This is a genomic window from Maribacter taeanensis (genome assembly GCF_047345145.1).
GTDB lineage: Bacteria > Bacteroidota > Bacteroidia > Flavobacteriales > Flavobacteriaceae > Maribacter_C.
Genome location: NZ_JBLFER010000002.1, coordinates 1,101,718 through 1,125,495, shown reverse-complemented (window position 1 = coordinate 1,125,495; position 23,778 = coordinate 1,101,718). Strand labels below are relative to the sequence as shown.

General features: G+C 36.6%; 20 protein-coding genes. 1 reads left to right on the top strand and 19 read right to left on the bottom strand.

Annotated features, from left to right (window positions below):
- Positions 1 to 31: 31 nt before the first annotated feature.
- The 15 genes from ACKWCD_RS10725 to cyoE all read right to left on the bottom strand — a co-directional run bounded on the left by ACKWCD_RS10725 (position 32) and on the right by cyoE (position 13,701).
- Positions 32 to 1,195, bottom strand: a complete 1,164-nt coding sequence (locus ACKWCD_RS10725; protein WP_413983945.1) for an efflux RND transporter periplasmic adaptor subunit — start codon at positions 1,193 to 1,195, stop codon at positions 32 to 34.
- 37 nt (positions 1,196 to 1,232) lie between these two features.
- Complete coding sequence (locus ACKWCD_RS10720) at positions 1,233 to 2,495, bottom strand: ABC transporter permease (protein ID WP_413983944.1); 1,263 nt, start codon at positions 2,493 to 2,495, stop codon at positions 1,233 to 1,235.
- Between the two features lies 1 nt (position 2,496).
- The gene (locus ACKWCD_RS10715) at positions 2,497 to 3,732 is read right to left on the bottom strand and encodes an ABC transporter permease (RefSeq protein ID WP_413983943.1); all 1,236 of its coding nucleotides are present in this window, start codon (positions 3,730 to 3,732) and stop codon (positions 2,497 to 2,499) included.
- Positions 3,722 to 4,426 (bottom strand): ABC transporter ATP-binding protein, encoded by a 705-nt coding sequence (locus tag ACKWCD_RS10710; protein WP_413983942.1) that lies wholly within the window; start codon positions 4,424 to 4,426, stop codon positions 3,722 to 3,724. Before ACKWCD_RS10710 ends, ACKWCD_RS10715 begins: the two co-directional genes overlap by 11 nt.
- Positions 4,427 to 4,530: 104 nt before the next feature.
- Positions 4,531 to 5,646, bottom strand: coding sequence for an efflux RND transporter periplasmic adaptor subunit (locus tag ACKWCD_RS10705; RefSeq protein ID WP_413983941.1), 1,116 nt, complete (start codon positions 5,644 to 5,646; stop codon positions 4,531 to 4,533).
- 34 nt (positions 5,647 to 5,680) lie between these two features.
- The gene (locus ACKWCD_RS10700) at positions 5,681 to 6,937 is read right to left on the bottom strand and encodes an ABC transporter permease (protein ID WP_413983940.1); all 1,257 of its coding nucleotides are present in this window, start codon (positions 6,935 to 6,937) and stop codon (positions 5,681 to 5,683) included.
- Positions 6,938 to 6,978: 41 nt separating this feature from the next.
- Entirely contained in the window at positions 6,979 to 8,229 is a 1,251-nt protein-coding gene (locus tag ACKWCD_RS10695; RefSeq protein WP_413983939.1) for an ABC transporter permease, read from the bottom strand.
- A 120-nt stretch (positions 8,230 to 8,349) separates the two neighbouring features.
- Positions 8,350 to 8,562 carry a hypothetical protein gene (locus tag ACKWCD_RS10690; RefSeq protein ID WP_413983938.1) on the bottom strand — a complete coding sequence of 71 codons (213 nt, stop codon included), beginning with the start codon at positions 8,560 to 8,562 and terminating at the stop codon, positions 8,350 to 8,352.
- Positions 8,563 to 8,599: 37 nt separating this feature from the next.
- On the bottom strand, positions 8,600 to 9,133 hold the full coding sequence (locus ACKWCD_RS10685; protein WP_413983937.1) for a DUF420 domain-containing protein: 534 nt from the start codon (positions 9,131 to 9,133) through the stop codon (positions 8,600 to 8,602).
- On the bottom strand, positions 9,134 to 9,859 hold the full coding sequence (locus ACKWCD_RS10680) for an SCO family protein (protein ID WP_413983936.1): 726 nt from the start codon (positions 9,857 to 9,859) through the stop codon (positions 9,134 to 9,136).
- Positions 9,859 to 10,497, bottom strand: coding sequence for a hypothetical protein (locus ACKWCD_RS10675; protein ID WP_413983935.1), 639 nt, complete (start codon positions 10,495 to 10,497; stop codon positions 9,859 to 9,861). Before ACKWCD_RS10675 ends, ACKWCD_RS10680 begins: the two co-directional genes overlap by 1 nt.
- A gap of 137 nt (positions 10,498 to 10,634) precedes the next feature.
- Positions 10,635 to 11,018, bottom strand: a complete 384-nt coding sequence (locus ACKWCD_RS10670; RefSeq protein WP_413983934.1) for a cytochrome C oxidase subunit IV family protein — start codon at positions 11,016 to 11,018, stop codon at positions 10,635 to 10,637.
- 104 nt (positions 11,019 to 11,122) lie between these two features.
- Complete coding sequence (locus tag ACKWCD_RS10665; protein WP_413983933.1) at positions 11,123 to 12,109, bottom strand: cytochrome c oxidase subunit 3; 987 nt, start codon at positions 12,107 to 12,109, stop codon at positions 11,123 to 11,125.
- 95 nt (positions 12,110 to 12,204) lie between these two features.
- Positions 12,205 to 12,786: a cytochrome c oxidase subunit 3 gene (locus ACKWCD_RS10660; RefSeq protein ID WP_413983932.1), complete on the bottom strand. Its 582-nt coding sequence runs from the start codon at positions 12,784 to 12,786 to the stop codon at positions 12,205 to 12,207.
- Positions 12,787 to 12,801: 15 nt separating this feature from the next.
- Positions 12,802 to 13,701, bottom strand: a complete 900-nt coding sequence (gene cyoE / locus ACKWCD_RS10655) for a heme o synthase (RefSeq protein WP_413983931.1) — start codon at positions 13,699 to 13,701, stop codon at positions 12,802 to 12,804.
- 106 nt (positions 13,702 to 13,807) lie between these two features.
- On the opposite strand from cyoE, the gene ACKWCD_RS10650 reads away from it, so the two are divergent.
- The gene (locus ACKWCD_RS10650; protein WP_413983930.1) at positions 13,808 to 14,710 is read left to right on the top strand and encodes an MBL fold metallo-hydrolase; all 903 of its coding nucleotides are present in this window, start codon (positions 13,808 to 13,810) and stop codon (positions 14,708 to 14,710) included.
- 78 nt (positions 14,711 to 14,788) lie between these two features.
- Here the strand turns inward: ACKWCD_RS10650 and ACKWCD_RS10645 are convergent, their stop codons facing one another.
- The 4 genes from ACKWCD_RS10645 to sov form a co-directional block, all read right to left on the bottom strand.
- Positions 14,789 to 15,493: an energy transducer TonB gene (locus ACKWCD_RS10645; RefSeq protein ID WP_413983929.1), complete on the bottom strand. Its 705-nt coding sequence runs from the start codon at positions 15,491 to 15,493 to the stop codon at positions 14,789 to 14,791.
- A gap of 121 nt (positions 15,494 to 15,614) precedes the next feature.
- Entirely contained in the window at positions 15,615 to 16,016 is a 402-nt protein-coding gene (locus ACKWCD_RS10640; protein WP_413983928.1) for a VanZ family protein, read from the bottom strand.
- Complete coding sequence (gcvH, locus tag ACKWCD_RS10635) at positions 16,009 to 16,389, bottom strand: glycine cleavage system protein GcvH (protein ID WP_413983927.1); 381 nt, start codon at positions 16,387 to 16,389, stop codon at positions 16,009 to 16,011. The genes ACKWCD_RS10640 and gcvH overlap by 8 nt, the downstream gene beginning before the upstream one ends.
- 107 nt (positions 16,390 to 16,496) lie before the next feature.
- Positions 16,497 to 23,774, bottom strand: a complete 7,278-nt coding sequence (sov, locus tag ACKWCD_RS10630; RefSeq protein ID WP_413983926.1) for a T9SS outer membrane translocon Sov/SprA — start codon at positions 23,772 to 23,774, stop codon at positions 16,497 to 16,499.
- Between the last annotated feature and the right edge of the window lie 4 nt (positions 23,775 to 23,778).

Sequence of the window (23,778 nt, the reverse complement as noted above, 5' to 3'; positions counted from 1 at the left end):
TGATTTGTTTTCTTGATTATTGATTGATGTTCTAGTCTTCGCTTTCTTCGCTGCCTTCTTCACCTTCTCCCTCTTTTTCAGTACCCTTCTTGATTGGCTCTGTTTTATTCCATTCTTTGATATTATCCTCTTCCGTTAATCCTGAAACGATTTCAATGTTTACCCCATCAGAAATACCAACTTCGATATCTCTTCTTTCAAACTTCTGCTCCTCCGTTGAGCCTGTGGAAATTTCTACATAAGGCTTATTGGTATCTTTATCAAATTGTAATAAAGCTTCGGAAACGACCAGAATACTATCTTTCTTTTCAAGCACGATAGAAGCATTTGCACTATATCCAGCGCGAATAAAAATACTATCCTTTACTTCTACATCACCCTCTATTCTGAATTGAACAGCTCCTGTCTCTTCTGAACCTTTTGGTGCAATAAATTTCAATTTTGCATCAAGCTCAGTACCTTCTAAAGCCCCTAAGCTAATCTTTAATGGTGTACCAACTTTGAGTTTTCCAACTTCACCTTCATCTACTTTTCCTTCGAAAATCATTTTAGTCAAATCAGCAATTGAGGCTATTGTAGTACCATCATTAAAATTGTTACTTTGAATTACCTGATCTCCTTCTTCCACAGGAATTTCTAAAATGGTTCCTGAAACAGTTGCTCTAATATTGGTGTTAGCAGATGCAGAACCGCCGGCAGAACCTTTACGGATTATCTGATAGTCTGCTTGTGCGTTTCTAAGTTCTTGTTGAGCTTGATCATATTGCAGTTGAAGACTATTGAAATCTTGACTTGCAATCACACCTTTGTCAAATAAGGCCTTATTTCTATTGTATTCTATTTTCGTGTTATTCAAAGCAATTTCAGCACTTCGAACCCTACCACGTGATTGATTCAGTGATTGCTCGTTTGGTACGATTTTAATTTTAGCAATTAAATCTCCTGATTTCACATTTGCTCCTTCTTCTAAATAGATTTTTTCGATAATACCTGAAATCTGAGGTTTAATTTCAACCTCATCTTCTGGAATCACCTTACCTGTTGCTACAGTTTTCTTTTCTATAGAGGAAATAAACGCATTTTGGGTATCGTATGTAATTGCGCCCTTACTATTTGACTTTATAAAAAAGACCGCTGCCCATAGAGCTGCTAAAACGAATACGCCTATTAATATGTATTTTACTGTCTTGTTCATTTTGTATGTTAATTTGTTAAAGGATTGGTTTTATATATCATTCTTCGCGCAAGGCGTCAATAGGTTTTATACTTACCGCACGTTGTGCTGGTATGAGACCAATTAAAATTCCAAGTACTACCATAAGAAATAGTGACATTAGTACATAGGGTATCGGTACAGTCGGATTCGTATAAGGGAAATCACCACCACCAAAGGCGGCCCCCAAGCCCCACAATGTAAAGGCACCACAAATAATTCCGATAATACCGGCTAGCAATGTCAAAACAAGTGCTTCTATAATAATTTGATTTCTTACCTCGGCCGGAGTTGCTCCTAGCGCTCTTCGCACCCCTAATTCTTTGGTTCGTTCTTTCACTGAAATCAACAAAATGTTGCCAATTCCAATGACACCAGCAATAATAGTTGCCACACCCACAATTAGAGATAAAAAGGTAAGTCCATTTGAAAATCCAAATATCTTTTTGAAAATTTCACCCAAATTAAATGCTCCAATGGCCTTTTCATCGGTAGGGTCTACCTTGTGTATTCTTCTTAAGGTCGCCTTTATGTCTTTCTCTGCTTGAATAACGTCCGCATCATCGTATGCTGCAATTGTAAACCAAGAAACATTGTCTCCTGTATTATACAACTTCCGAAATGTCGTAAACGGAATAAAAATATCGCTATCATTATCGAAAGGACCGCCACCAGCAAATTCATGAACCCCAACTACCTGAAAGTTTACATCTTCTATAGATACATATCCTCCTATTGGGTCTTCGTCTTCCTTAAAAAGTTCCTTTTGTGTTCGCTCACCAATTACACATACTTTTCTTTCCTGTTCAATATCAGCTTCATTAATAAATCTTCCGCCATCATAAATGCTTTTAGGAGCTATTTTGGTAAACTCTGGAAAATCTCCAAAAACTGAATAACTACCCGAACGGATACCACGTTTTACAAGTCCAGGTTCACTTCCAAAAATCCCTTTAACATTTCTAGGAGCTATTGCCATAATCTCTGGCACTTGTTGCCGTAGTACTTTAACATCTTGAAGTTTTAACTGAATGGGGCGACCTGTTTTGAATCCTGCATATGGTTTACTTGTTCTATTGGAAAAGACAAACATGCTATTTCTAGCGATGGTCTCAAATTCCTTTTCAAAACCGTTGTCGAGTCCTTTTGATGCACCCGAGAGTCCGATATAAATATAGATACCAATGAATACACCTAACATTGTCAAAAATGTACGGAGTTTGTTCTTTCTAATAGACTGAAAGATCTCACGCCAAGTATCACCATCAAATAGTTGTCTCATCTTATTCGTCTCTTAGTGCCACTATAGGTTTAATTTTTGCTGCCTTTCTGGCTGGAATATATGCGGCTAAAGTGCCGCAGATAATGAGAAGTATGGTCACAAAAATGGCTGTCCCAGAGTTTATGGCAGGGTTCGTTATAAAGTAATCATCTTCCAATACCTTACCTTCAATAATGTTTAATACGATAATGCCTAAAATCATCCCTATAAAACCAAAAATAGCAGTGATGAAAATAGATTCTAACAATATCGTGCTAGTAATAATGCGCGGTGTTGCCCCCATAGCTTTTCGAATACCAATCTCTTTGGTGCGTTCCTTAACAACAAAAACCATAATATTACTAATACCGATAATCCCAGATATAATTACAGCAAAAGCAATACCCGAAATGATGATTTTAAGTGCTCCTGCGAACTGTTGATTCTGTTTTAAATTGTCTGCAACGTTTTGTATAAAAATACCTCTTGGATCTTTCGGACTTATCTGCTTTTTCTTACGAATATAGGTATCAAGTTGTCTTTGAAATTTCATGGCGCCGCTGTAACCAATAGCTTCATTAAATGCCAATATTATTTGCCCTATTTTATCATTGTCTCCTTCTAAAAGTTGACGGGTGGTAAAAGGAATAAAAATATTTCGTTCTTCATTGTCACCGCCGTCATCTTGAAAAACTCCAATAACTTTAAAAACGCTTCCTGAGATATCGATAAACTTACCTAAGGCATCTTCCCCTTCAAAAATATCTTTCTCAACCATTCTACCAATAACCGCGTATTTCGCTTTCTCGCGAATATCTTTTGAATTGATATACCTGCCTTTCATCATAATGGTTTTCTCTGCAGCCTGCATACCTGGTCCCACCCCAAAATTACCGTAGTTATCTGATTTATCTTTGTAAGTAACTACACTTGACCTTTGAATACGAGGTGTTATATAATCGACTAACGGACCAAACTCTTCGATAATATCATCCAAATCTTCATTTTCAAATTCAATCCGTCGCTTTGCTTTGTAACCTGCGTATGGAATAGTGGTCTCAGAAGGATATATTCTGAAAATGTTTGTAGCATCATCACCAAAAAACTTCATAAAAGTATTGTTGAGGCCGTTACCCATTCCGAAAAGTGTGACGAAAATAAAAATACCAAGGGCAACGGTAAAACCGGTCAGAAAAGTACGTAACTTATTTTTCTGAATTGCTTCGAATATTTCTTTCCAAACGTCTCTATTGAACATACTGCGCTGCCCTTACTTGTTCTACTTTTTTATCTTCGATTATGACACCATCTTTTAAATGAACGATACGCTTGCACATATCTGCGATATCAGGTTCGTGGGTTACAATTAATATTGTATTGCCTTGATCGTTGATTTTTTGAATGAGATCCATAACCTCATAAGAAGTTTTACTATCTAATGCCCCTGTCGGCTCATCAGCAAGCAGTACTTTGGGTTCGGCAGCCATTGCTCTTGCGATTGCCACACGTTGTTTTTGACCGCCAGAAAGTTCACTAGGCAAATGCGTAGCCCACTCTTTTAGACCCACTTGATCTAAATATTTTAAAGCCTTTTCTTGACGTTCTTTTCTTCCCACTTTCTGATAGTAAAGCGGAAGTGCCACATTTTCCATGGCATTTTTGTAGTTAATCAAATTAAAAGACTGAAAGACAAAACCTAAAAACTTATTGCGATAGTTCGCCGCTTTAGTTTCATTCAAATTTTTAATTGGTACATTATCTAAATCGTAAGTGCCATCATCTAACTCATCTAACATTCCTAAAATGTTTAGCAATGTAGATTTTCCAGAACCTGAAGAACCCATAATGGCCACTAGTTCGCCTTCTTCTACAGAAAAGTTAATACCTTTTAAAACATGCAGGGAATTGCTTCCCATTTTATACGATTTATGAAGGTTTTTGATTTCAATCATGCTGGTTGTATTTGTTTTGTTTGGCCTTAGCCTAAGGTATTTGGCAATAAGACACCTAAGTTGTTAAATTGTTACAAGATTTCCTCCAAATATTTTGTTAAAGATTAATTTGAATCCTCTTCATCCGATTCAATAGCATTCCAGATCTTAATTTTTTCGTCTTTAGTCAAACCAGATTTAACCTCTACATGAATTCCGTCACTGATGCCTAATTCAATATCTCGTCGTTCAAATTCTTGATCTCCTGTAGCGATTTCTACAAATGGTTTCTTCGTTTCGTCATCAAACTGTACCAAGGCTTCCTTGACGGCTAAAACACTATCTGCCCTAGCCAAAATAATGGATGCATTTGCACTTAATCCTGCTCGGATAAACACCGAATCTTGTTTCTCTAAAGTGCCCTTAATTTCAAATTGAATAGCACCATTCTCTTCTTTTCCTTTTGGAGCAATATAATCTAAAACCGCATCAAATTTTAAGTCTTCTATGGCTCCCACTGTAATTTCTAAGGGAAGGTCTTCTTTAATTTTACCTACCTCAGATTCATCGACCTTTCCTTCGAAAATCATTTTATCTACATCAGCAATAGCCGCTATAGTAGTACCCTCATTGAAATTGTTACTTTCTATTACTTGATTACCTACCTCTACCGGAACCTCTAGGACCATGCCACTAACCGTGGCCCGAATTTGAGTATTAGCGGCACTTCCAAAGCCTTTGGTTGTTCCTGTTTTTACAATATCATAACGTTTGTTTGCTGCACGATAAGCTTGCTTAGATTGATCATAGGTTACTTGAGCACGTTCTAAATCTACTTTTGAAATAACTCCTTTAGAGAATAAGTTCTTTTGACGTTCCAAATTGCGGAGTTGATCATCTAAACCAATTTTAGCTTCATCTATTGAGTTTCGAGCATCGTTTAAGGAATTCAAATTCGGAACTACCTTAATTCGACAAATCAAATCTCCTGATTTTACATAATCTCCACCTTCTACAAACACTTCTTCAATAACACCTGAAATATTTGGCTTAATCAATACTTCTTCTAAAGGAAGAATGCTTCCGGTAGCAACAGTTTTTTTAATAATAGTCTGTTTAGACGGTTGATCGGTTTCATAGACAACAGGGTCCTCTGAATTTTTTTGATAGAGGTAATACATTGCTCCTCCAAATAAGACGACGATGAGCAACAAAATGATTCTGGTAACTGACTTCTTCATGTTTTGATTGGTTTAATATTATAGACTGATGATTCTATTCTGTTCGTAATGCTTCAATTGGTCTCACTCTAATAGCACTGTTTGCGGGTATAAAACCTGCCAATAATCCTGAGATTACCAATATCAGAAGTGCAATTAAAACCACACCTAAACTGACACTTGGGTTTAAAAACATATCTACAGGGCCAACATTATCTAATAGGGTATTTATGCCATAAATGGATAGTGCTCCAAAGATGATTCCTACCATACCTGAAATAATGGTTAAAAAGATTGACTCCATTAATATCTGTAACTTAATCGACCATGGATTTTCACCTAGCGCGCGACGTATGCCAATTTCTTTGGTGCGTTCCTTTATCACAATGAGCATAATATTACTTACCCCAATTATTCCGGAGATAAGCACTAAAATTCCAACAAAATATGCGATAAAACTTAAGGCTCCGAAAAGGCTTTCGACCCTATTAAATTGCTCATATAAATCAAAAAATCCAATAGCTCTTTTATCTTCAGGATGTACTTTTCTACTTTGCTTAACGGTTTGAATAATTGACTCGTTAAGCGCACTAATTGAACTCCCGTCTTCAGCAGTGAGGGCCATCCAACCAACGTTATCTGACCTATTAAAAGCTTGGGAAAATGTAGTAAATGGAAGATAAATCTGTCGTTCGCTATTCTCACCCCCGCCGTTACTGGTCTTTTCTTTATAGGTGCCAACTACCATAAAGTTCACCCCACTTATTTTGAGATAGGTACCTAAGACTTCTTCATCTTCCTCATACAAATCTTCTCGTATACCATCGCCAATAACAGCAACTTTTCTTTTTTCCTCGATGTCATTATAGTTGAGGAATCGTCCCTGCGCAACGTACATAGGGTTTTGCTGGATAATTTCCGGATAATCACCAAAAACTCTATAATTACCACTTTCAGTACCCCTTATGGTATTATCTCCTTCATTATTTCTTAGTCCATTTCTTGGAGAAATTATCCTCAATTCTGGCACTTCTCTTCTTAGAAGATCAACATCTTCTAACTTAAAATTAAAATTTCGCCCCTCAGGCAAGCCCTCGAATGCCATGGTGGTGGTTTCCGTCCACATGAACATGGTATTTGTGGCAACTCCATTAAAATCTTGACGGATGCCATTTTCAAGTCCCTTTCCTGCGGCGAGTAAAATGATTAAAATAAATATACCCCAACCAACGCCGAATGCTGTGGCAACCGTTCTTAGCATATTACTAGAGAGTACTTCCAATATTTCTTTCCAACGGTCTTTGCTAAACATTTTGCTCTTTGGTTTTTTCTAAATACAATCTCGACTGTAAACTATTCATCTCTTAATGCTTCAATAACCTGTACTTTTACAGCCTTCCATGCTGGAAAAAATCCTGCTAAAGTACCTGCTATAATTAGTAAAATAACCGTGGAGAAAGCAACATTAAAATTTACAGATGGATTTAACACATAATCTACCTCGACATGCGGACCAACTATTTCCAAAAGCCCCATACTAAAAATGAGTCCTGTAAAGCCCGCAATGGCAGTAACAAAAATGGCCTCATGCATTATCATTCCTATAATTGACCATGGTTTAGCTCCTAAAGCCTTTCGGATGCCTATTTCTCGAGTTCGTTCTTTAACTACAATCAGCATAATATTACTGACACTTACCACACCGGCAATAATTGTAAAGAAACCAACCGCCCAAAAGAAAATTTCAATGGCAGTGCCTAAATCATAGAAGCGTTTTGCTTCTTGAATAGGATTCCAAATTCGGATGGCACGGTCGTCATCTGGCGCTACATTATGTTTTTGTTTTAAATAGCGCATCAGTTGATCTGTAAATACAGTATTCTCAGCAACCATATCATCAAAAGACTCCCTTTCAGGAAGCATAAAATTCATATTATTTATCTTATCAGCCCCATTAAAAGTTAATTGTGCAGTAGTGATGGGCACAAAAAGACGTTCTTCTTCACCTTCATTTTCTCCGTGTTCTCCAAAAACACCAACGATTCTAAAACCGGCTCCTGATATGGTAAGGTACTCTCCAATGGGAGTTTCTACATCTACAAAAACTTCCCTTCTAATTTTATTACTTATTACAGCAACCTTTGCATTTTGTTCGACATCAGTTTGATTGATAAACCTACCCTCTGATAAAAATTCATTTTCGATTGTTTGGAGATCACCATTTGTTCCGGCAACATTGTAAACTAGAAGATCATTCTTATAAACTACCTGAACATCTCTTGGAAAATAAAGCATAGATGCTTTCTCAAAATCCGAACCCATCGAAACAGTAATAGTTTCGAAATTCTCGTTACGCAACTGTATTTGCCTACCAGGATTCAAACCTTTGTATTCAATAGTTGTACGTCTTGGCCAAACCCACAAACTAGTTGCAGCATCTTCTTTGAACTCTTCAGCAATGCCATTTTGCATACCTTGACCAAAGCCCAATAAAATAACGAGAATGAAAATTCCGGAGGCAACGGATAGACCCGTGAGGAAAGTCCGTAGTTTGTTTTTACGGATGGTATCAAAGATTTCCTGCCATCTTTCGATGTCGAACATTGTAGTGATTTAGTTGATTGATGAATGCAACTTAGTTATGGTCGCACATGTATATGACTACAAGTTGTCAAAATTGTTACAGTTGGACTAACAAAAAAATGTTAAAACAATTTAAAGGCCTTAGTTTTTCATCTTTTTATAGACAAAATAGAAAAGAACTCCTACCAAAACGTAAGGTATAGCCATCAAATAAACTATACCATTATTGATGCCTTCTGCCGTTTCTGTATTTCCTTCGCTCTCTAAAACAGCTCGGCACATAGCGCATTGCGCCTCCATACTTTCTGGAAGAACTAGAAACGATAAGAAGAGTAAAACAATAATTTTTTTCATTAAAAAGGCCCTTTAGTGTGCTTAGGACGATATTATATTAATTAACATAATAGGGTGAAATCATAAGATATACTACTACTCCTGAAATGGCAACATATAACCAAATTGGAAAAGTAATTTTGGCAAACTTTCGATGACTCTCATAATTACCTAAATACCCCTTAGCATAGGTTTTTAAAACCAACGGAATTACTACTATAGATAACACAATATGTGAAATCAATATGAAAAAGTATATATAACGTGAAATACCTTCTCCACCATATGAAGTAGATTCAGAAGTCATGTGATAAATAATATACAACACTAAAAAAACTAACGAAAGACCGATACAAGTGGTCATTAATTTTTGATGTAACGCTTGATCTCCCTTCTTAATAGCCATAACCGCTGCTATCAATAAAATAGCCGTAAGTCCATTTATTGCAGCATAAATAGGAGGAAGAAAACCCATTCGTTCAACACCATCAATTTTAACTCCAAATAATAGGGCAACAACCAAAGGAACAACAATAGAAACAATGGTTATAAATCGATTAAACTTTCTCTCTTTCAAGGCTAAATCTTCCATTTACTCTTCAAGTAACTTTTTAATATCTTCTTTCAATACTGTGATCTGCTGTTTTTCACCTTCCTCATTTACTCCAGCCTTCTCAGAAATAGAACCTCTATAATAAACAATTGGGTTACCAAATTCATCAACTCTAGAGCGTATGAAGCCGTTTTTATCAATGAGTGCGAATAAACCAGAATGTTCAAAGCCTCCTGGGGCGTCTGGCATTTCCGCTGCAAATATATTGAACCCGCTATTCGCCAAGTCATAAATTTGAGTTTGATCTCCGGTCATCAAATGCCAGTCTAGATCGGTTACACCATAGCGCTCCGCATATTCTTTTAAAACCCTTGGTGTATCATATTGTGGGGTGATCGAGAAGGAGGCAATTCCAAAATTGTCTGATTCAGAAAATTCATTTTGAATCTCTACTAGATTCTTAGACATAATTGGACAAATAGAAGGACAGCTTGTAAAAAAGAATTCCGCCACAAAAACCTTTCCTTCATAGTCTTTGTTGCTAATTACCAAACTATCTTGATTGATAAACTCAAAACTGGGAACTCTCCTCTTTTTTCCATTCAACATAACGAATGCCAAATCACCACTATTATCTTTAACATTCATCCTGTCATTCTCGGTAACAGTGCCGCTTTTCAAACGATTAACGATTTTAGGAATAAACAGTATTCCGAAGACCAAAACCACTAATGATACCCAAACGTAGGTGTATTTATTCTTCATTACTTTCTGCGATCTGCGTTATTTTTTTTCAAAGCCAATCGATACTCTGCTAGTATTATCTTTACATCATCTACCATTTCATTATTTAACTCTGCCACCGATTCACTATTAAACCCATATTTAATTTTCGTTTTCTCGGCAATGTCCTCGTCTCTGCCTCTCAATTTCAGATCCTTATCAATAATAAACACATAAGGTGTAGCCTTTGAATCATCTAATTTCAAATTTGTTCTTAACCCATCAAAAAAACCTTGTATTTGCTTCTCATCTGTATAAACGAATTTCCATTTCTTGGTATCCGCCAAAGCACTTAATTCTTTCTTAAGCTCGGTCACCTCGGTTTCCGTACCATTGGTAGCTAACATAACAAATTGCAAATCATCGAATTCGTAAAATCGCTTGTATATTTTTTGATTCAAGTTTAAAACATTCGCCCGTTTTGAATTAATATCGCTTCCCAGAAAACCTAATATCGTTATCTTATTCTTTAATAAAATAGTATCATTTACAGGAGGGACTTCCTGCAAGTTTTCAGTAAGTACTGCTAGTTTTCCAAAATTAGTCGTCCCTGAAAGAAAAAATAAATAGGCTACAATTGGAAGAACAAATAAGATTGCGAGAACAAAGGTCTTTTTCATAGATTCAGTTCTTATATCACTCCTTATGGAAGTAATGTAGATTCCAATAAAATTGAGCAGATGCCAAAATAAATATGGCACAAGCAAAAATAAAAAAGACGGCAATCAAGCCGTCTTTTTTATCTGTTAATAATTCGTTAGAAATTCCAAGCAACAAAGCCATCTTTGTAGACATTGTATACATAATCAGCTTCAAAAAGAAGAATAAAAACTAGATACAACACAAGAAAAATTGGTGTCCAAACTATAGCTCTTCTCAAAGAAGACTTCTCATCTCTTAAGTGCATAAAGTCCCAAGCAATGTAATACGCTTTTACAAGCGTTAAAATGATGAATATCCAGTTCAACAACTTCATCCCTAAGAAATACGTATCTGTTAGAATTTCAGGCTTTAGAATACCTAGAACTACCTCTACAGCCGTAACAACACATAAGAAGGCAAGTACACCCCATATTTTTTGTGTGTTAGATTTGAATTTCCATAGTCCTCTAAAAATCTCTAATTTGTGTTCGTGTGCCATTTACTTTAGACGTTAGACGCTAGACATTAGATGCTAGACTGTATATTAAAACTTGCTTTCTAATTTTTCAAAGATTCTCGCCTTCGCGAGAATGACATTAAATCTTATACTAAGTAGAAGAAGGTAAAAACAAATACCCAAACTAAATCTACAAAGTGCCAGTACAATCCAACTTTTTCAACCATCTCATAGTGACCTCGTTTTTCATAGGTACCAAGAACTACATTGAAAAAAATGATTAGATTAATTACAACTCCTGAGGTTACGTGAAAACCGTGAAAACCTGTGATAAAGAAAAAGAAATCTGCAAACAGTCTGCTTCCATATTCATTTTGTATGAGGTTTGCTCCTTCAACAACTTGAACTGCATCACTCAATTTCGCCAGAGACTCTTCTCTCGTTAAAACCGTTTTCTCTCCTTGCCCTTCTCCTTCTTGGATGATAGCTTCAGTTCTAATTACGATATCAGAATTTGTTTTGAAACCAGCAACAACTTCATTCAAAGAATAGGATGGAAGCGCAGTGCCTTCATAGTACCAAACACCATTCTTTTTTTCATGATTAACTCTTTCACTTTCAATAGTTGAAGCGAAATCTGCAATTGCTGCTCTTTCGCCAGTTTTAGCATTTACAAATTGCAAAATACGACCGCCCTTAGTTTCTAGAGCTCCAAAATCACCTTTGATAAAAGTCGCCCATTCCCAAGCCTGTGAACCAACGAAAATAGCACCCCCAATAATCGTCAAAAACATGTACCAGATAACTGCGTTCTTTTTCATTCTATGCCCCGCATCTACCGCAAGTACCATTGTTACTGAAGAAATGATCAGTATCAAGGTCATAAAAGCCACATAAATCATCGGAAAATTTCCGTGCACAAAAGGAACGTGCGTAAAAACCTCATCTGCTATTGGCCAAGTCTCAATGAACTTGAAACGAGAAAAACCATATGCTGCTAATAAACCTGAGAAGGTCAAGGCGTCAGAAACGAGGAAAAACCACATCATTAACTTACCATAACTTGCTCCTAGAGGTTGGTTACCACCACCCCAAACGTTTTCTTCCGAACCTGTCGCTACCGTTGAATCCATATATAACTTAATAGTATGATTAGATTTTGTGCAAATTTACATCTTTTTTAACGTTTCAAAAATCGAATTGCTATCAAAACCAATTTTTACACGAATTATTTTACAAACGTCATAAACAATATCAAATACACCCATAAAATTCCCAAAAAATGCCAGAAGGTAGCACCTAAAGACATCCCTAAATATTCTGTTGATGTATATTTCCCTTTGACTTGATTAAATAAAACTACCAGCAGTGAAATAAGTCCTGCCACTACGTGCAATATATGCACAAAGGCTATTAAAAAAACATAAGACATTTTAATACTACTTGTTGGCCCTGTGAAGCGATACCCATTGCCCAACATTTGTTCAAAACCCTTGAATTGCAGAATGATAAAGGTCACACCCAGCAATAGCGTTATGATCAAAAAAATAGTACTTAATTGTGATTTATTTTGCGATACACCTCTTTTAGCCAAAATATAAGTAAGACTACTAACAATGATTAGCCCCGTACTCACATAAAAGAGCGAGGGCAACTGAATATCACTCAGCCAATCTTCTCTTGAACTACTAACAATATAGGCGCTCGTCCACCCAGCAAAACCCATAATCAAACTGGCAATACCAAACCATAGCATCATTTTTTTTGACCTATCGTACTTCTCCTTCTCCGAACCTTGGGTTAAATCCATTCCTATGTATATGAGTTATAAAAATTTATCAATTACGTAAACGATCTGCATTAAGGTAATATAGCTGACACTTGCCAACATTAATTTCCGCGCTGCGGGATTATCTCGTTTTTTATACAATTGTAAAGCAAAAAACAACATAACCAATCCCATGAAGAAAACTATAATTGCCGCAGGTATAGATAGTATCAAATCACCGGTAATTCCAAATACAGGAATCACAGAAATTACGATCATCCAAATGGTGTACATTATTATTTGCAATGCTGTTCCCGTATCTTTTTTTCCTGTGGGAAGCATTTTAAATCCACCTTTTTTGTAATCTTCATCTAACATCCAACCTAGTGCCCAAAAATGTGGAAATTGCCAGAAAAACTGTATCATAAATAAAGTGCCAGGTTCGATTCCGAAATCATTGGTTGCTGCTACCCATCCTAACATAAAAGGAATTGCCCCTGGAAACGCCCCAACAAAAACAGCTAATGGTGTTTTCGTCTTTAAAGGAGTATAGACACTAGTGTATAAAAAGATCGAAATAGCCCCGAACATTGCCGTCTTTGGATTCAAGTAATACAACGCGACCACCCCTAAAACAGTTAATACTATGGCGATTGTCAAGGCCCTATTAACGGACATGCGACCTGAAGGAATCGGACGATTCTTCGTTCGATTCATCAAAGCATCAAGATCTCGCTCGATGATTTGATTATAAGCGTTCGAAGCCCCAACCATGCAGTATCCGCCAAAGGCTAAAAGTAAAAGGGAAATCAAGCTAGGAGATACGGGTGCCAGCAAATATCCTGCAAGGGAAGAAAAAACGACACTTATCGCTAACCTTGCTTTGGTAATTTCCTTAAAATTGGAAAAAGCCAAGGACCAGGAGCTACTCTTTGTAGTACTTACTGCCGTCTTCATAGAAACTTCTAAATAGGCTGCAAAGATAAACCCCAACCTTCTTTTTCACAATGAATTGACACTATTTATATTAACTTTGAAAATGGACACTTTAAAACAAAATTTTATGAAAATAAAAACTTCCCTACTGACTTTTACTCTCGGTATGCTAACGGTTTTAACTGTTAAGGCTCAAGATAAAGAAGTAGTTATTGCCGTCGACACGCTTTCGCAAAATGTATACATGTTAACCGGACAAGGTGGAAATATCGGTATTTATGTGGGAGAAACTAATGTATTCATGATCGATGATCAGTTCGATCGTTTGAGCGATAAAATCAAAACTACTATTGGTTCACTCACCAGTAAACCTCTGGCTACTTTATTTAATACTCACATGCATGGTGATCATTCTGGTGGAAATGCCAAATTCAATTCAGAAACAGTCCTTTTAGTAGCGCATGATAATGTAAGAGATCGAATAAGGGCAAACCAGCAAAAGAAATTAGACAAAGGTGAGATTACTGCTGATTACCTTGTTCGAATGCTTCCAGAGGTCACTTTCTCTGATGATATTACGTTTTATGATGGCGATGAGACCATAATGGCATTTCATGTACATAATGCGCATACAGATGGTGACGCCATGGTTTATTTCACAAATAATAACGTTTTACATATGGGCGACACGTATTTTTCAGGTCGTTATCCTTACATGGATTTAAAAAGCGGTGGCAGCATCAACGGATATATCGCAGCGCATCGAAAGGCTTTGATGGTAATTAATGATGATACGAAAATCATTCCAGGTCACGGCAGACCTTCTACTAAAAAAGAGTTAGAAACGTATGTGGTAATGCTTGAGGATATTAGAACTAAAATTCAAGCTGTGATTGATACCGGGGCTTCCTTGGAAGATGTTAAGGCTAATTCTTCGCTCACCAAGATGTATGACGAAGTTCATGGTACAGGATTTATTAGCCCTGAGAGATTTCGTGAAACGATTTATAACAGTTTAAAAGAAAAGTAGACTTCTTTCTAGTCAACTACGGAAAATAAAAAAACCCAGCAGGTTTTGCCAGGGTTTTTTTATGATGAAATATTTCTTCTATTGCAGTTTAAAGGTAATTGGAATACTAAAAGGTACACGTACTGCACGACCTCTTTGTTTACCAGGAGTCATTTTCGGCAACTTAGCAATAATACGAGCTGCTTCCTTTTCTAAGTTCTTATCTGGCCCACGCATTCTAACATTACCAATGCTACCATCCTTTTGGATAGTAAACATAACACTAACTCTACCTTGAACACCCATTTCTTGCGCGATTTCAGGATAACGAAAGTTTCTGCTAATATGCTTTTGCATCATTTTATTGAAACAAGCTCTTTTATTACTCTCTTTTTCACAACCTGGAAAAACTGGTACATTTTCAATTACTGCAAAAGGCACATCAAGATCTTCGTCCACTTCTTCAACTTCTACATCATCTACTTCCATAACTTCCTCTTCTTCGTTACTCTCAGTAGATTCTATTACAGTTTCTTCAACCTCTTCTTCATCTTCTACAACTTCAATAATTTCAGGTGCTGCCGGAGGTGGTGGAGGTGGAGGTGTCTTTAGCTGCTCAGTCATTGGAACTTCTTCATCCAAATCATCATCAACATTCATTGAAATATCGTATTCGTCTCCTCCTTCGTAGCTTTTCCATTCTAGTGCAACGTAAGTCAATAACATTACAGAAGCTAAACCTATTACAAAATATAGGCCCATATTTTTAGTCAAGTCAGCTTTTGGATTCTTTTTAAGTTCCATATAATTACATTTAAGTGTCTGCTAATTTAATTAATAATTTCAATCATGCAAAATTAATATTTCCCTTTAAGACGTTAAAATTACAATCATTTGCAAGAGATTAGATCTTTCGTGAAAGACGCTAAAATTTCCACTTTAAGCTTCTTTCTCTAGAAAAATAGAACTTCATTGCTACTGCCCCGCAAAAACTACCTGCAGTATTTGCTAATCCATCTAAAATATCACCTGTTCTTTCTGTAGTAAGTGTGTATTGCAGAACCTCCATAAGAATGCCAAAAGCAATTGTTACTAAAAGCATTATTATCAAAGCTTTTTTTAAGGTTATTTTACCGCTAGTTCGCTCCCTCAAAAATAAAACCCCAAGCACACAGGCTACAAAATAAAAAGTAAAATGGACTACCTTGTCTAAATGAGGAATTTCTAAACCTGGCGTATCAATACCACTAAAAGAAAATAAGCTAGAAAATGTTACGAACATCATCCAGCTTATAAATGCAATTGTAAAAAAGGGTTTTTTAAGCACCAATCAAGGCTTTATAATCAGCGTCAGAAAGCAATTCATCGAACTGTGAAGTATCATCAACCTTTATTTTTATCATCCACCCATCGCCATAAGGATCAGAGTTCACCTTTTCTGGTTCATCCTCTAAGGCCTCGTTAAATTCTATAACCTCTCCACTTAACGGAAGAAATAAATCAGAAACTGTTTTTACAGCCTCTACTGTACCAAAGACCTCATCTTGATCTAAAGTTTCATCTAAGGTTTCTACCTCGACATAAACGATGTCACCCAATTCACTTTGAGCAAAATCAGTAATTCCGACGGTAGCTACATCTCCTTCGATGCTAACCCACTCGTGATCTTTCGTATACTTTAATTCCGATGGTATGTTCATTTGAAATATATTAATTAGTCAAGCAAATGTAAATGATTCCTATATAAACTCAAATACAAAAATCAAATTCAAACTCAATTAAGGAGAGAATGGAAAATAACAACTACTTAGTTCCCGAAATTATAACGAAGCGTAAAACCAGTATTTATGGTAGTCTGCGGAAAAGCAGTAGAAACTGCAAATTGTGAGAATGAATGGTCATAAAAGAAAAGAGCATTTAAATTTTTACTCAACGCATAATCAGCAGTAAACTTAATGGACAATAGATTTTGACCTGAGGTAATCTGATTGTTATCAATGTCAAGATTTCTGATTATCGTCAAATTATCTCTTAAGGTAACATCTGCCTTTAAGTTCAGATCACCTTTTAATCGTGTTTTTTGACCTCCAATATTGGTTACAAACTTTACGTCTTTAATACGATAGCCTAATCCGACCGTATATTCTTTTCCGTTATTCTCAGTCAACAAATTGTTATCTAAACTGAGAGAAAGCATACGATCACTTCTTACTTCGGCGAGCACACTAACTGAGTTTTTCATCTCAAAATCAAAACGAACTAAAGGGTTAAATTGATCTGTAAGAACCACATTATTCAAGATGAGTTCAGACAAGAAATCTTGGTTCTCTTGGTTTATTTTTCCATTCTGGATTTCTAAGTTTGATTGAAAAGAATTGATACTATAAGCAGCACGATATCCATGACTCACAGAAAAACGCTTAAACCTCTTTTTAAACCACTTATTTTTCATTAAGCCAGTATACTTGATATTCCAATTCGGAATAGGGATCTTTCTAAATGCATCTAAATTCACCCGATTTGCATCTTGGCCCGTGTAGGCTGCAAAAAAAGATGGTAATAAAACATCTTGCTGAGTTTTACCATAACGTTCTGGAAAACCTTCTTCATCAACAACTCCATTCGACTGATTACCACGATCAGATTCTATTCGATTTGCAACTGTAATTCGATTTTGTTTGAACTGCTCAAAATTCTTTGAGTCAAACTCATCACTTTTTCCAAAAGCGGTACCAATCATCATAGTCGAAATACTAAAACTTCCTAAATTATTTACAAGAGCATTCTCCCCGTTTTTCCATTTTTGAATATCAAAATTCTCTTGAGAGCTCTCTGAAAACTGTCGGTCTGCCACTAAATCTATGGTTAAATCTTTTAAAGGTTGGGCTGTAGCCGTAATATTCAATTGCTTATTTGTTCTTCGGATGTACTGTTCATTAAATTCATTAAAATTAGTCAACCAACCATTTCGGGCTGCTGCGAAACGAACATCAGATTGACTACCGAAAACGAACCCGAATGTAGGTCTTGTTGTACCGACAAAACCAATCGATTGCGTATAGCCTGGCAAAACAGTTCCATTTGTTTCATTATAGTTAAGGTTTAGACGTTTTACCATAGTAACAACATCAACCACTGTATTAAAAAGTTTGCTGGTCTTACGAGGGCCTTTCTTCGGTTTTTCTTTTGAGTTACCTGCCTTATCTTTTCGAACTGGGGCAGTTTTTGCCTGTGTCTTTCCACTTCTTTTCTTGAGACCTATTTGATCATAGAACTTTTGCATAGACAAGGAAGCAGTCAAATTGTGCGTATTAGAATTCTGTACTGTATTTACATTACCTCCAGCAACCTGCTCAATAGCATCTCCGCCACGTTGCCAATCAAAATTACTAGAGTAGGTATATTGTGAACTGATAAAATCTAAAACTGGAATCTTACTGAATGGGAGTTCATAATTCAACTCCATTTGTTGGGCATGACGATTGGGTTCCCCAATATCAAAAAAGCCATCCCAAAGATTTAATCGCTCGTCGAGAAAAACATTCGTATCTCCGTTTTCATCTAAAAAGTTACGCACGATATTATTATTACTAGCGGTCAAGTTTAATCGCAAAGATTTTGTTAAACTATAATTCACGGCATATTGCCAATTGAATTGATAGTTTCGCTGTCTAAGTGTTGGAAGTTCTAAACGATCAACACCATCTTGAAAAACATCACGAAAACGTTGCTGATTAAATTGACGATCAATATTTGAATTCACCGAAATTGTGGCGGGCAGCAAATTAAAGTTCAAATCTTTCAACCATTTTAGGTATTTACCATTAAACAGTGAATCTTTTTTAGCAAAAGGAGCGACCTCAGCAGGTTTAAATGCATGATTGTAAACGAACCCTGTGTTGACGTTTTGATCTCTCAAGTTCGCAATCTCAAAATCACGGTGATCTGTTTCATTATACGAATAGTTGAATGTAAAATTCTCAATATCATAAAAATTAGCATCAGCTTCTTCACCTCTATCTTTTCGAACACCTATTAAATTAATACTTGTTCTTTTGGTATAATCTTCAGCCTGTTCTAAAACATCATCTTTTGTTGCCACATTTGGATCTGTTGAAGTTGCTGGCGCGGCATCAATTCTATCTTGTAATTTTAAATCATCATAAACAGGATCAAATTCAGGGGTTATAATCTCTTCAGATATACCATAATTGAAGGGTAATTGAATGTTCCATTTTTTAGGTAGTAATTGCCCAACATTAATATTAGTAACGACGTCATAAGAAGTAGCATCTTCACGAGCTCTTTCATTCGGCATTTGATCAATTGCTCCAAAACCAGAAGTACTTGTGGCTCCTGTTGCGGTTATATTAGCAAAATCAGCCATATTTGCATCAATAGCAGCTACGGCCGCCCAACCGCCATTGTTGTCTAGACCAGCCAAACGCAATTCGTTAAACCATACTTCGCCGCGGGCTGGGATATTATCAATATTTTTTACCCCAATCATCATACTTCGGATACTACCTAAAGACGGATTTCCTTTAATTCCGATTCTGTTTCGCCCAAGTGTTCTTGGCGCAAATTCATCAACAGGAATAACCTCACCATTTTCGACTTCGAAAAAGCGAGCCTGTGTCAAGTCACCACCGGCAATCCATGCTGATTTTATTAAATTTAAATCAGACAACAGAACTTCTATTTCATTTACTCCAGGCCAAATTTCTTCTTCTGATCTGGCCGTAAAGGGTGTAAACTGCAAACTACGCTCAATTTGGTAGTAGTTTTCAGAGAAATCAGTACCTATTCGCAAGAACCCTACTAGTGGAGTATCATCATCTGAGTAATCGCTGTCCGCAATTTTCTCAGCATGCATAAACATTTTTAGCTTCTTGTATTGACGTAAATCAATGTTCAAACTTTTGAAAACACCACGAGAATCTTCTGATTCTAAATTTTCAACCACAAAAGAAAGTGATTGCTCATTCTGACGAATAACCGTATTGTTATTATTTAGTCGCTCTCTGACAACCCCCGGGGGTAATACATACGGAATAGGTGTACGATTCTCATTTTCTTCAATATTGACGGCATTCACATCTATCACAGTACCATCATCCGATGGATCCGTATCCACCATATCATCTTGAAGGTTTTTGGTATAGGTTCTCCAATCACCACGCACTAAATCTAATGTTGCAAAACGAAGCACAGCCGGACCTGTAAAACCGGTCATATACATTCTCATAAAACTGATAGATCTAAAATCAGATATTCCTCCAACAGCATCACTAAAATCGCTTAATGGAATTTTGTACTGAATCCATCGTCTACTGATTTGTCTGCCATCTGGCACATCACTAGTAGGCACGGGCGCAGTTTCTAAAACATCAGTTACATACTTATCATTTACTGTTGTATTGGGTTTGATAGGAATTCGATACTCATAATAACTATTGATGGTATTCATCGTCAAATCACGATCAATATCCTCAACATCAGGTAAGGTATTGGAACCTCTATTCGTATTCGATACCGCAACTGGTGAATTACCATCAGGGTTATTAAAATCTTTGTAACGCTCTAAAATTCCACCCTCACGATTTAAGTAATATTGATAATCATCTAAAGCGGGATCATCAGGAGATTCGGCAAGGTTATTTTCATAAATTATGGGTGAATTAGGATCATTGGGGTCAACTCGTCTTGTTGACTCCTCATTGCTATCCAATCCGTCAAAACCTAAATCTTGGCGGACTCTATTTTCTTCACTCGCATCAAAAGCGTAAACCAAAGCTTGAGTTTGTGGTACCTTACCCCATTCTGTTGGTCTTGTCAGTTCTTGACTATCTACCCCAGGAAGACCATTTTCGTATTGCTTTCTACCATCCTTAAGTATGTCTTCAGAAATATTTCCAAAGTTTAAAACCAATTCACCCGGAGAATCAGTAATTCCGTCAACATAGGGATCTAATATCCAAAACTGAACAAACTCAACATTCGATTGCTCAAAGTTTGTACTACTCAACGAACGCATGATACCTGCCCATTTTTGATCTGGTTGCAAACCATTGAAGTCGCTAGTTACACTAGCATTATAAGGCCCTTTTTCTTCAGGAAAATAGTTAATATTCAACGTATTCTGAACCTGTGTTTGCCCTTGTGCAACATCTTGTTGAAATAACTGCTGAATAAATACACGTCTGGTTTCATTCGTAGACATGTCACTATCAGAAACACCATCTGGTCTTTGGCTTGTATAAAAAATGGGGTCGATTGTATACCAAGACATTTTCGCTCTGCCATATCCCGTTTCAATATTTGGCAAATTATCTCCAGTGAACGCATTACCGACTTTGGTAAATTGAACTGGTGGACTCGCTAAGCTCCACCCTAAAGATGAACGAATATCTATCAAAGCCTGTGCTCCTTCAAAATCGTCTAAATACGTAGTAGTTTCTCCTTGAAAATCTGCATTCTTAGGTGAATTCGGTTTTAACCATGCTACTTCAGCACGCACCGATAAATTTGAAGGCACATCTGTATCAATATTTGGTAATTTATTCGCTAATCTCGTTAACCATGGCACCTCAGTTGAGAAGTTTCCATTCAAACCAAAAATCGTATTGTTCACAGGTTCTGTTCCAAAATTAGACTTTTGAGTTAAAGGGCGTTCATTTAGATTTAAAAGTGTCCCTCCTAAAACAAAATTCTTATTCACCTGGTGTTCCACATTAATACCCGTAAAACGACGTGTTTGCTGACCGAAAACTGCATTATTCTCTACAGAAATATTTATAGGAGTATTGGAAGCTTCAAGAGTTGGATCTAAAATTTGAACTGTACCCGCTTGATAGTTTACGTCATAATCAACACCCTCTAGCAATTGTCGTCCACCAGCGGTAACGCGAACAGATCCTCTCGGAACATTAAATGCTCCAATAGGTATACCATTACTTCCCTCCGATTTGTATCGTCCTTTTAACGAAAATTTATTGTCTTCAGGATTTTGAAGCGAGGCTGCTTTTGTAGACTCATACATATCTCGAAAAACGTACTTTGCCTGATTCGCGTTATATGAGGTTTCCTCTTCGTAATTTCCTCCTCCTAAAAGTGAATGCAAGTAACTACCGAAAGGTTCAACCTTGGTAAAAATGATTAATCCGTTTCGAGTATTTACAGTTCGCCCTTCAACAAAATCGAAGAAACCGTCACCGCCCGGTTGCAAATCATTGTAAGCATTCAATCTATCTAGATTAAATACATCTAATAAAATTCGTTCCTCTAAGGGCTTTTGGTTCTCGCCACTTGCTGAAGCTGGAAAGGGTTCAACCGGAGTGATATAGTTTCGAGGTGTAGGATCAGAGTATAAAATATTAAACTTGAAATCTTCCTGACTCAAACGAAATGCACCAGTAGCGTAAATATTCTTCATCATTAAATCCCAAATAGGATCTTTGATGTTGGTAACATTACTCTTTAGCAATTTTAATATTAAAGTGTTGTTATCAATAATGGGTTGTGTACCTGGGGTTACAGTCGCACTTGTGGCCTCTATTCCTCCGTTAGCGAATTCACCAACTTGATAAACTTTACCATTAAAAGTGTATTGAAATGCTACACCTAAAACCTCGTCATTACTCAACCTTTGATTTAAAGAAATATAACCCAGTTGTGTATCAAAATCATAATCTCTACCTGGATCAAGTTTTCTTGCATTTTCTAAAATAGCATATTCAAAACCTTGTTCCGCCTTATATCCAGAATTAAAACTAGAGCTATTAAACCCTGATTCAACAGTTGCTATGTCACGTATATCAGAGTTAAGAGCTCCTCCATTCAATGCTATTAATGAAGGGTCATAATCATTTGCATTGTTTCTAGGTAGATTATTAAGTCCGTTCGGATCAATATTGAAAAAGTTACCAGAAACACCACCTAGTTTACCCGCTCTTGTGGTTCTTTCTTCCAAAATAGCACTTAATTCATCATATTCGCCCAAATCTTGAATAGCCACCACATTTCTAACATTTGTGGTATTTTGACTTCTATTGGTTACCCAAACTTCCAAACGTGTAATCTGTACTTGACTTCTTATATACGGGTATTTTTCAAGTGCTTGATCATAGTTATCTCTAAAATACTGAGCCAAGAAGAAGTGCCTATCTTCATCATAATCTAAAGCAGTAATTGAAAAATCATTAAGAGTTCCACCACCTTGCGCAACTACAGTATTATTCTGTGAACGTTGCTCTGAGAAAACTGCGGTAACCCTAGTTTTTCCAAATTGTAACTGCGTCTTAACACCAAATAAACTTTGAGCTCCGGTAATTAAAGAACTATTCAAAGGCATATTCACGTTACCAACCTCAATGCTTTGAATAATATCATCTTCAGTAGGTGTATAATCTAGCTTTACGATATTCTGAAAATCAAAAGTAGCTTCGGTATCATAGTTCGCAGTAACCTGCAAACGTTCTCCGATTTTACCGAGCATGCTCAAACTGATGCGCTGATCGAAATCAAAGGCTAGGTTAGTTCTATTTCTTGGGGATAAGGATGGGTTGTCATTCTTTTGCCAAATCACACCTAAGTCCATAGCAACAGAACCCTGGGGTATTACTTCGATGGTATTTCCTCCAAAAACCGATTGAAAAAAGTCATTGTTGACATAGAAGTTTGGCAGTAGATTTTTCTGAGCGTCACCGGATCCTTCTTTTTTTCCTGATAAGGCATCCCCTTTTTCCTTGAAATAATCTTTTATCCCTTCTTTTCTAACCAAATCATAGTATTGATCGGGCGTAAGGATAACTGGATAACCAATATCAAAATCGCCAACAGTTTCGTTATAGATATAACGATCTAAATTTGGATCATAAATGTATTTGGAAACAATACTCTCAGGATTCTCTAGAACAAGTTTTCCTAATGAAAAACCTGTTTTAACAGAATCTTGTTGCTGCTCAGTATCGTCTTGCTCACCTGTTTCTTGCCCATAAGAAATACCTGTTGCGGCAAAAAATAGTAAGAATAGAATGGTTAGCTTAAATGAAGATTTAAGTATTTGTTTGGCCCCTTTTTTCAAACTA

What these genes read in the sequence shown, in the direction of transcription:
- ACKWCD_RS10725 (WP_413983945.1), bottom strand. Translation starts at nt 1,195, where the DNA reads ATGAACAAGACAGTAAAATACATATTAATAGGCGTATTCGTTTTAGCA.
- ACKWCD_RS10720 (WP_413983944.1), bottom strand. Translation starts at nt 2,495, where the DNA reads ATGAGACAACTATTTGATGGTGATACTTGGCGTGAGATCTTTCAGTCT.
- ACKWCD_RS10715 (WP_413983943.1), bottom strand. Translation starts at nt 3,732, where the DNA reads ATGTTCAATAGAGACGTTTGGAAAGAAATATTCGAAGCAATTCAGAAA.
- ACKWCD_RS10710 (WP_413983942.1), bottom strand. Translation starts at nt 4,426, where the DNA reads ATGATTGAAATCAAAAACCTTCATAAATCGTATAAAATGGGAAGCAAT.
- ACKWCD_RS10705 (WP_413983941.1), bottom strand. Translation starts at nt 5,646, where the DNA reads ATGAAGAAGTCAGTTACCAGAATCATTTTGTTGCTCATCGTCGTCTTA.
- ACKWCD_RS10700 (WP_413983940.1), bottom strand. Translation starts at nt 6,937, where the DNA reads ATGTTTAGCAAAGACCGTTGGAAAGAAATATTGGAAGTACTCTCTAGT.
- ACKWCD_RS10695 (WP_413983939.1), bottom strand. Translation starts at nt 8,229, where the DNA reads ATGTTCGACATCGAAAGATGGCAGGAAATCTTTGATACCATCCGTAAA.
- ACKWCD_RS10690 (WP_413983938.1), bottom strand. Translation starts at nt 8,562, where the DNA reads ATGAAAAAAATTATTGTTTTACTCTTCTTATCGTTTCTAGTTCTTCCA.
- ACKWCD_RS10685 (WP_413983937.1), bottom strand. Translation starts at nt 9,133, where the DNA reads ATGGAAGATTTAGCCTTGAAAGAGAGAAAGTTTAATCGATTTATAACC.
- ACKWCD_RS10680 (WP_413983936.1), bottom strand. Translation starts at nt 9,859, where the DNA reads ATGAAGAATAAATACACCTACGTTTGGGTATCATTAGTGGTTTTGGTC.
- ACKWCD_RS10675 (WP_413983935.1), bottom strand. Translation starts at nt 10,497, where the DNA reads ATGAAAAAGACCTTTGTTCTCGCAATCTTATTTGTTCTTCCAATTGTA.
- ACKWCD_RS10670 (WP_413983934.1), bottom strand. Translation starts at nt 11,018, where the DNA reads ATGGCACACGAACACAAATTAGAGATTTTTAGAGGACTATGGAAATTC.
- ACKWCD_RS10665 (WP_413983933.1), bottom strand. Translation starts at nt 12,109, where the DNA reads ATGGATTCAACGGTAGCGACAGGTTCGGAAGAAAACGTTTGGGGTGGT.
- ACKWCD_RS10660 (WP_413983932.1), bottom strand. Translation starts at nt 12,786, where the DNA reads ATGGATTTAACCCAAGGTTCGGAGAAGGAGAAGTACGATAGGTCAAAA.
- cyoE (WP_413983931.1), bottom strand. Translation starts at nt 13,701, where the DNA reads ATGAAGACGGCAGTAAGTACTACAAAGAGTAGCTCCTGGTCCTTGGCT.
- ACKWCD_RS10650 (WP_413983930.1), top strand. Translation starts at nt 13,808, where the DNA reads ATGAAAATAAAAACTTCCCTACTGACTTTTACTCTCGGTATGCTAACG.
- ACKWCD_RS10645 (WP_413983929.1), bottom strand. Translation starts at nt 15,493, where the DNA reads ATGGAACTTAAAAAGAATCCAAAAGCTGACTTGACTAAAAATATGGGC.
- gcvH (WP_413983927.1), bottom strand. Translation starts at nt 16,389, where the DNA reads ATGAACATACCATCGGAATTAAAGTATACGAAAGATCACGAGTGGGTT.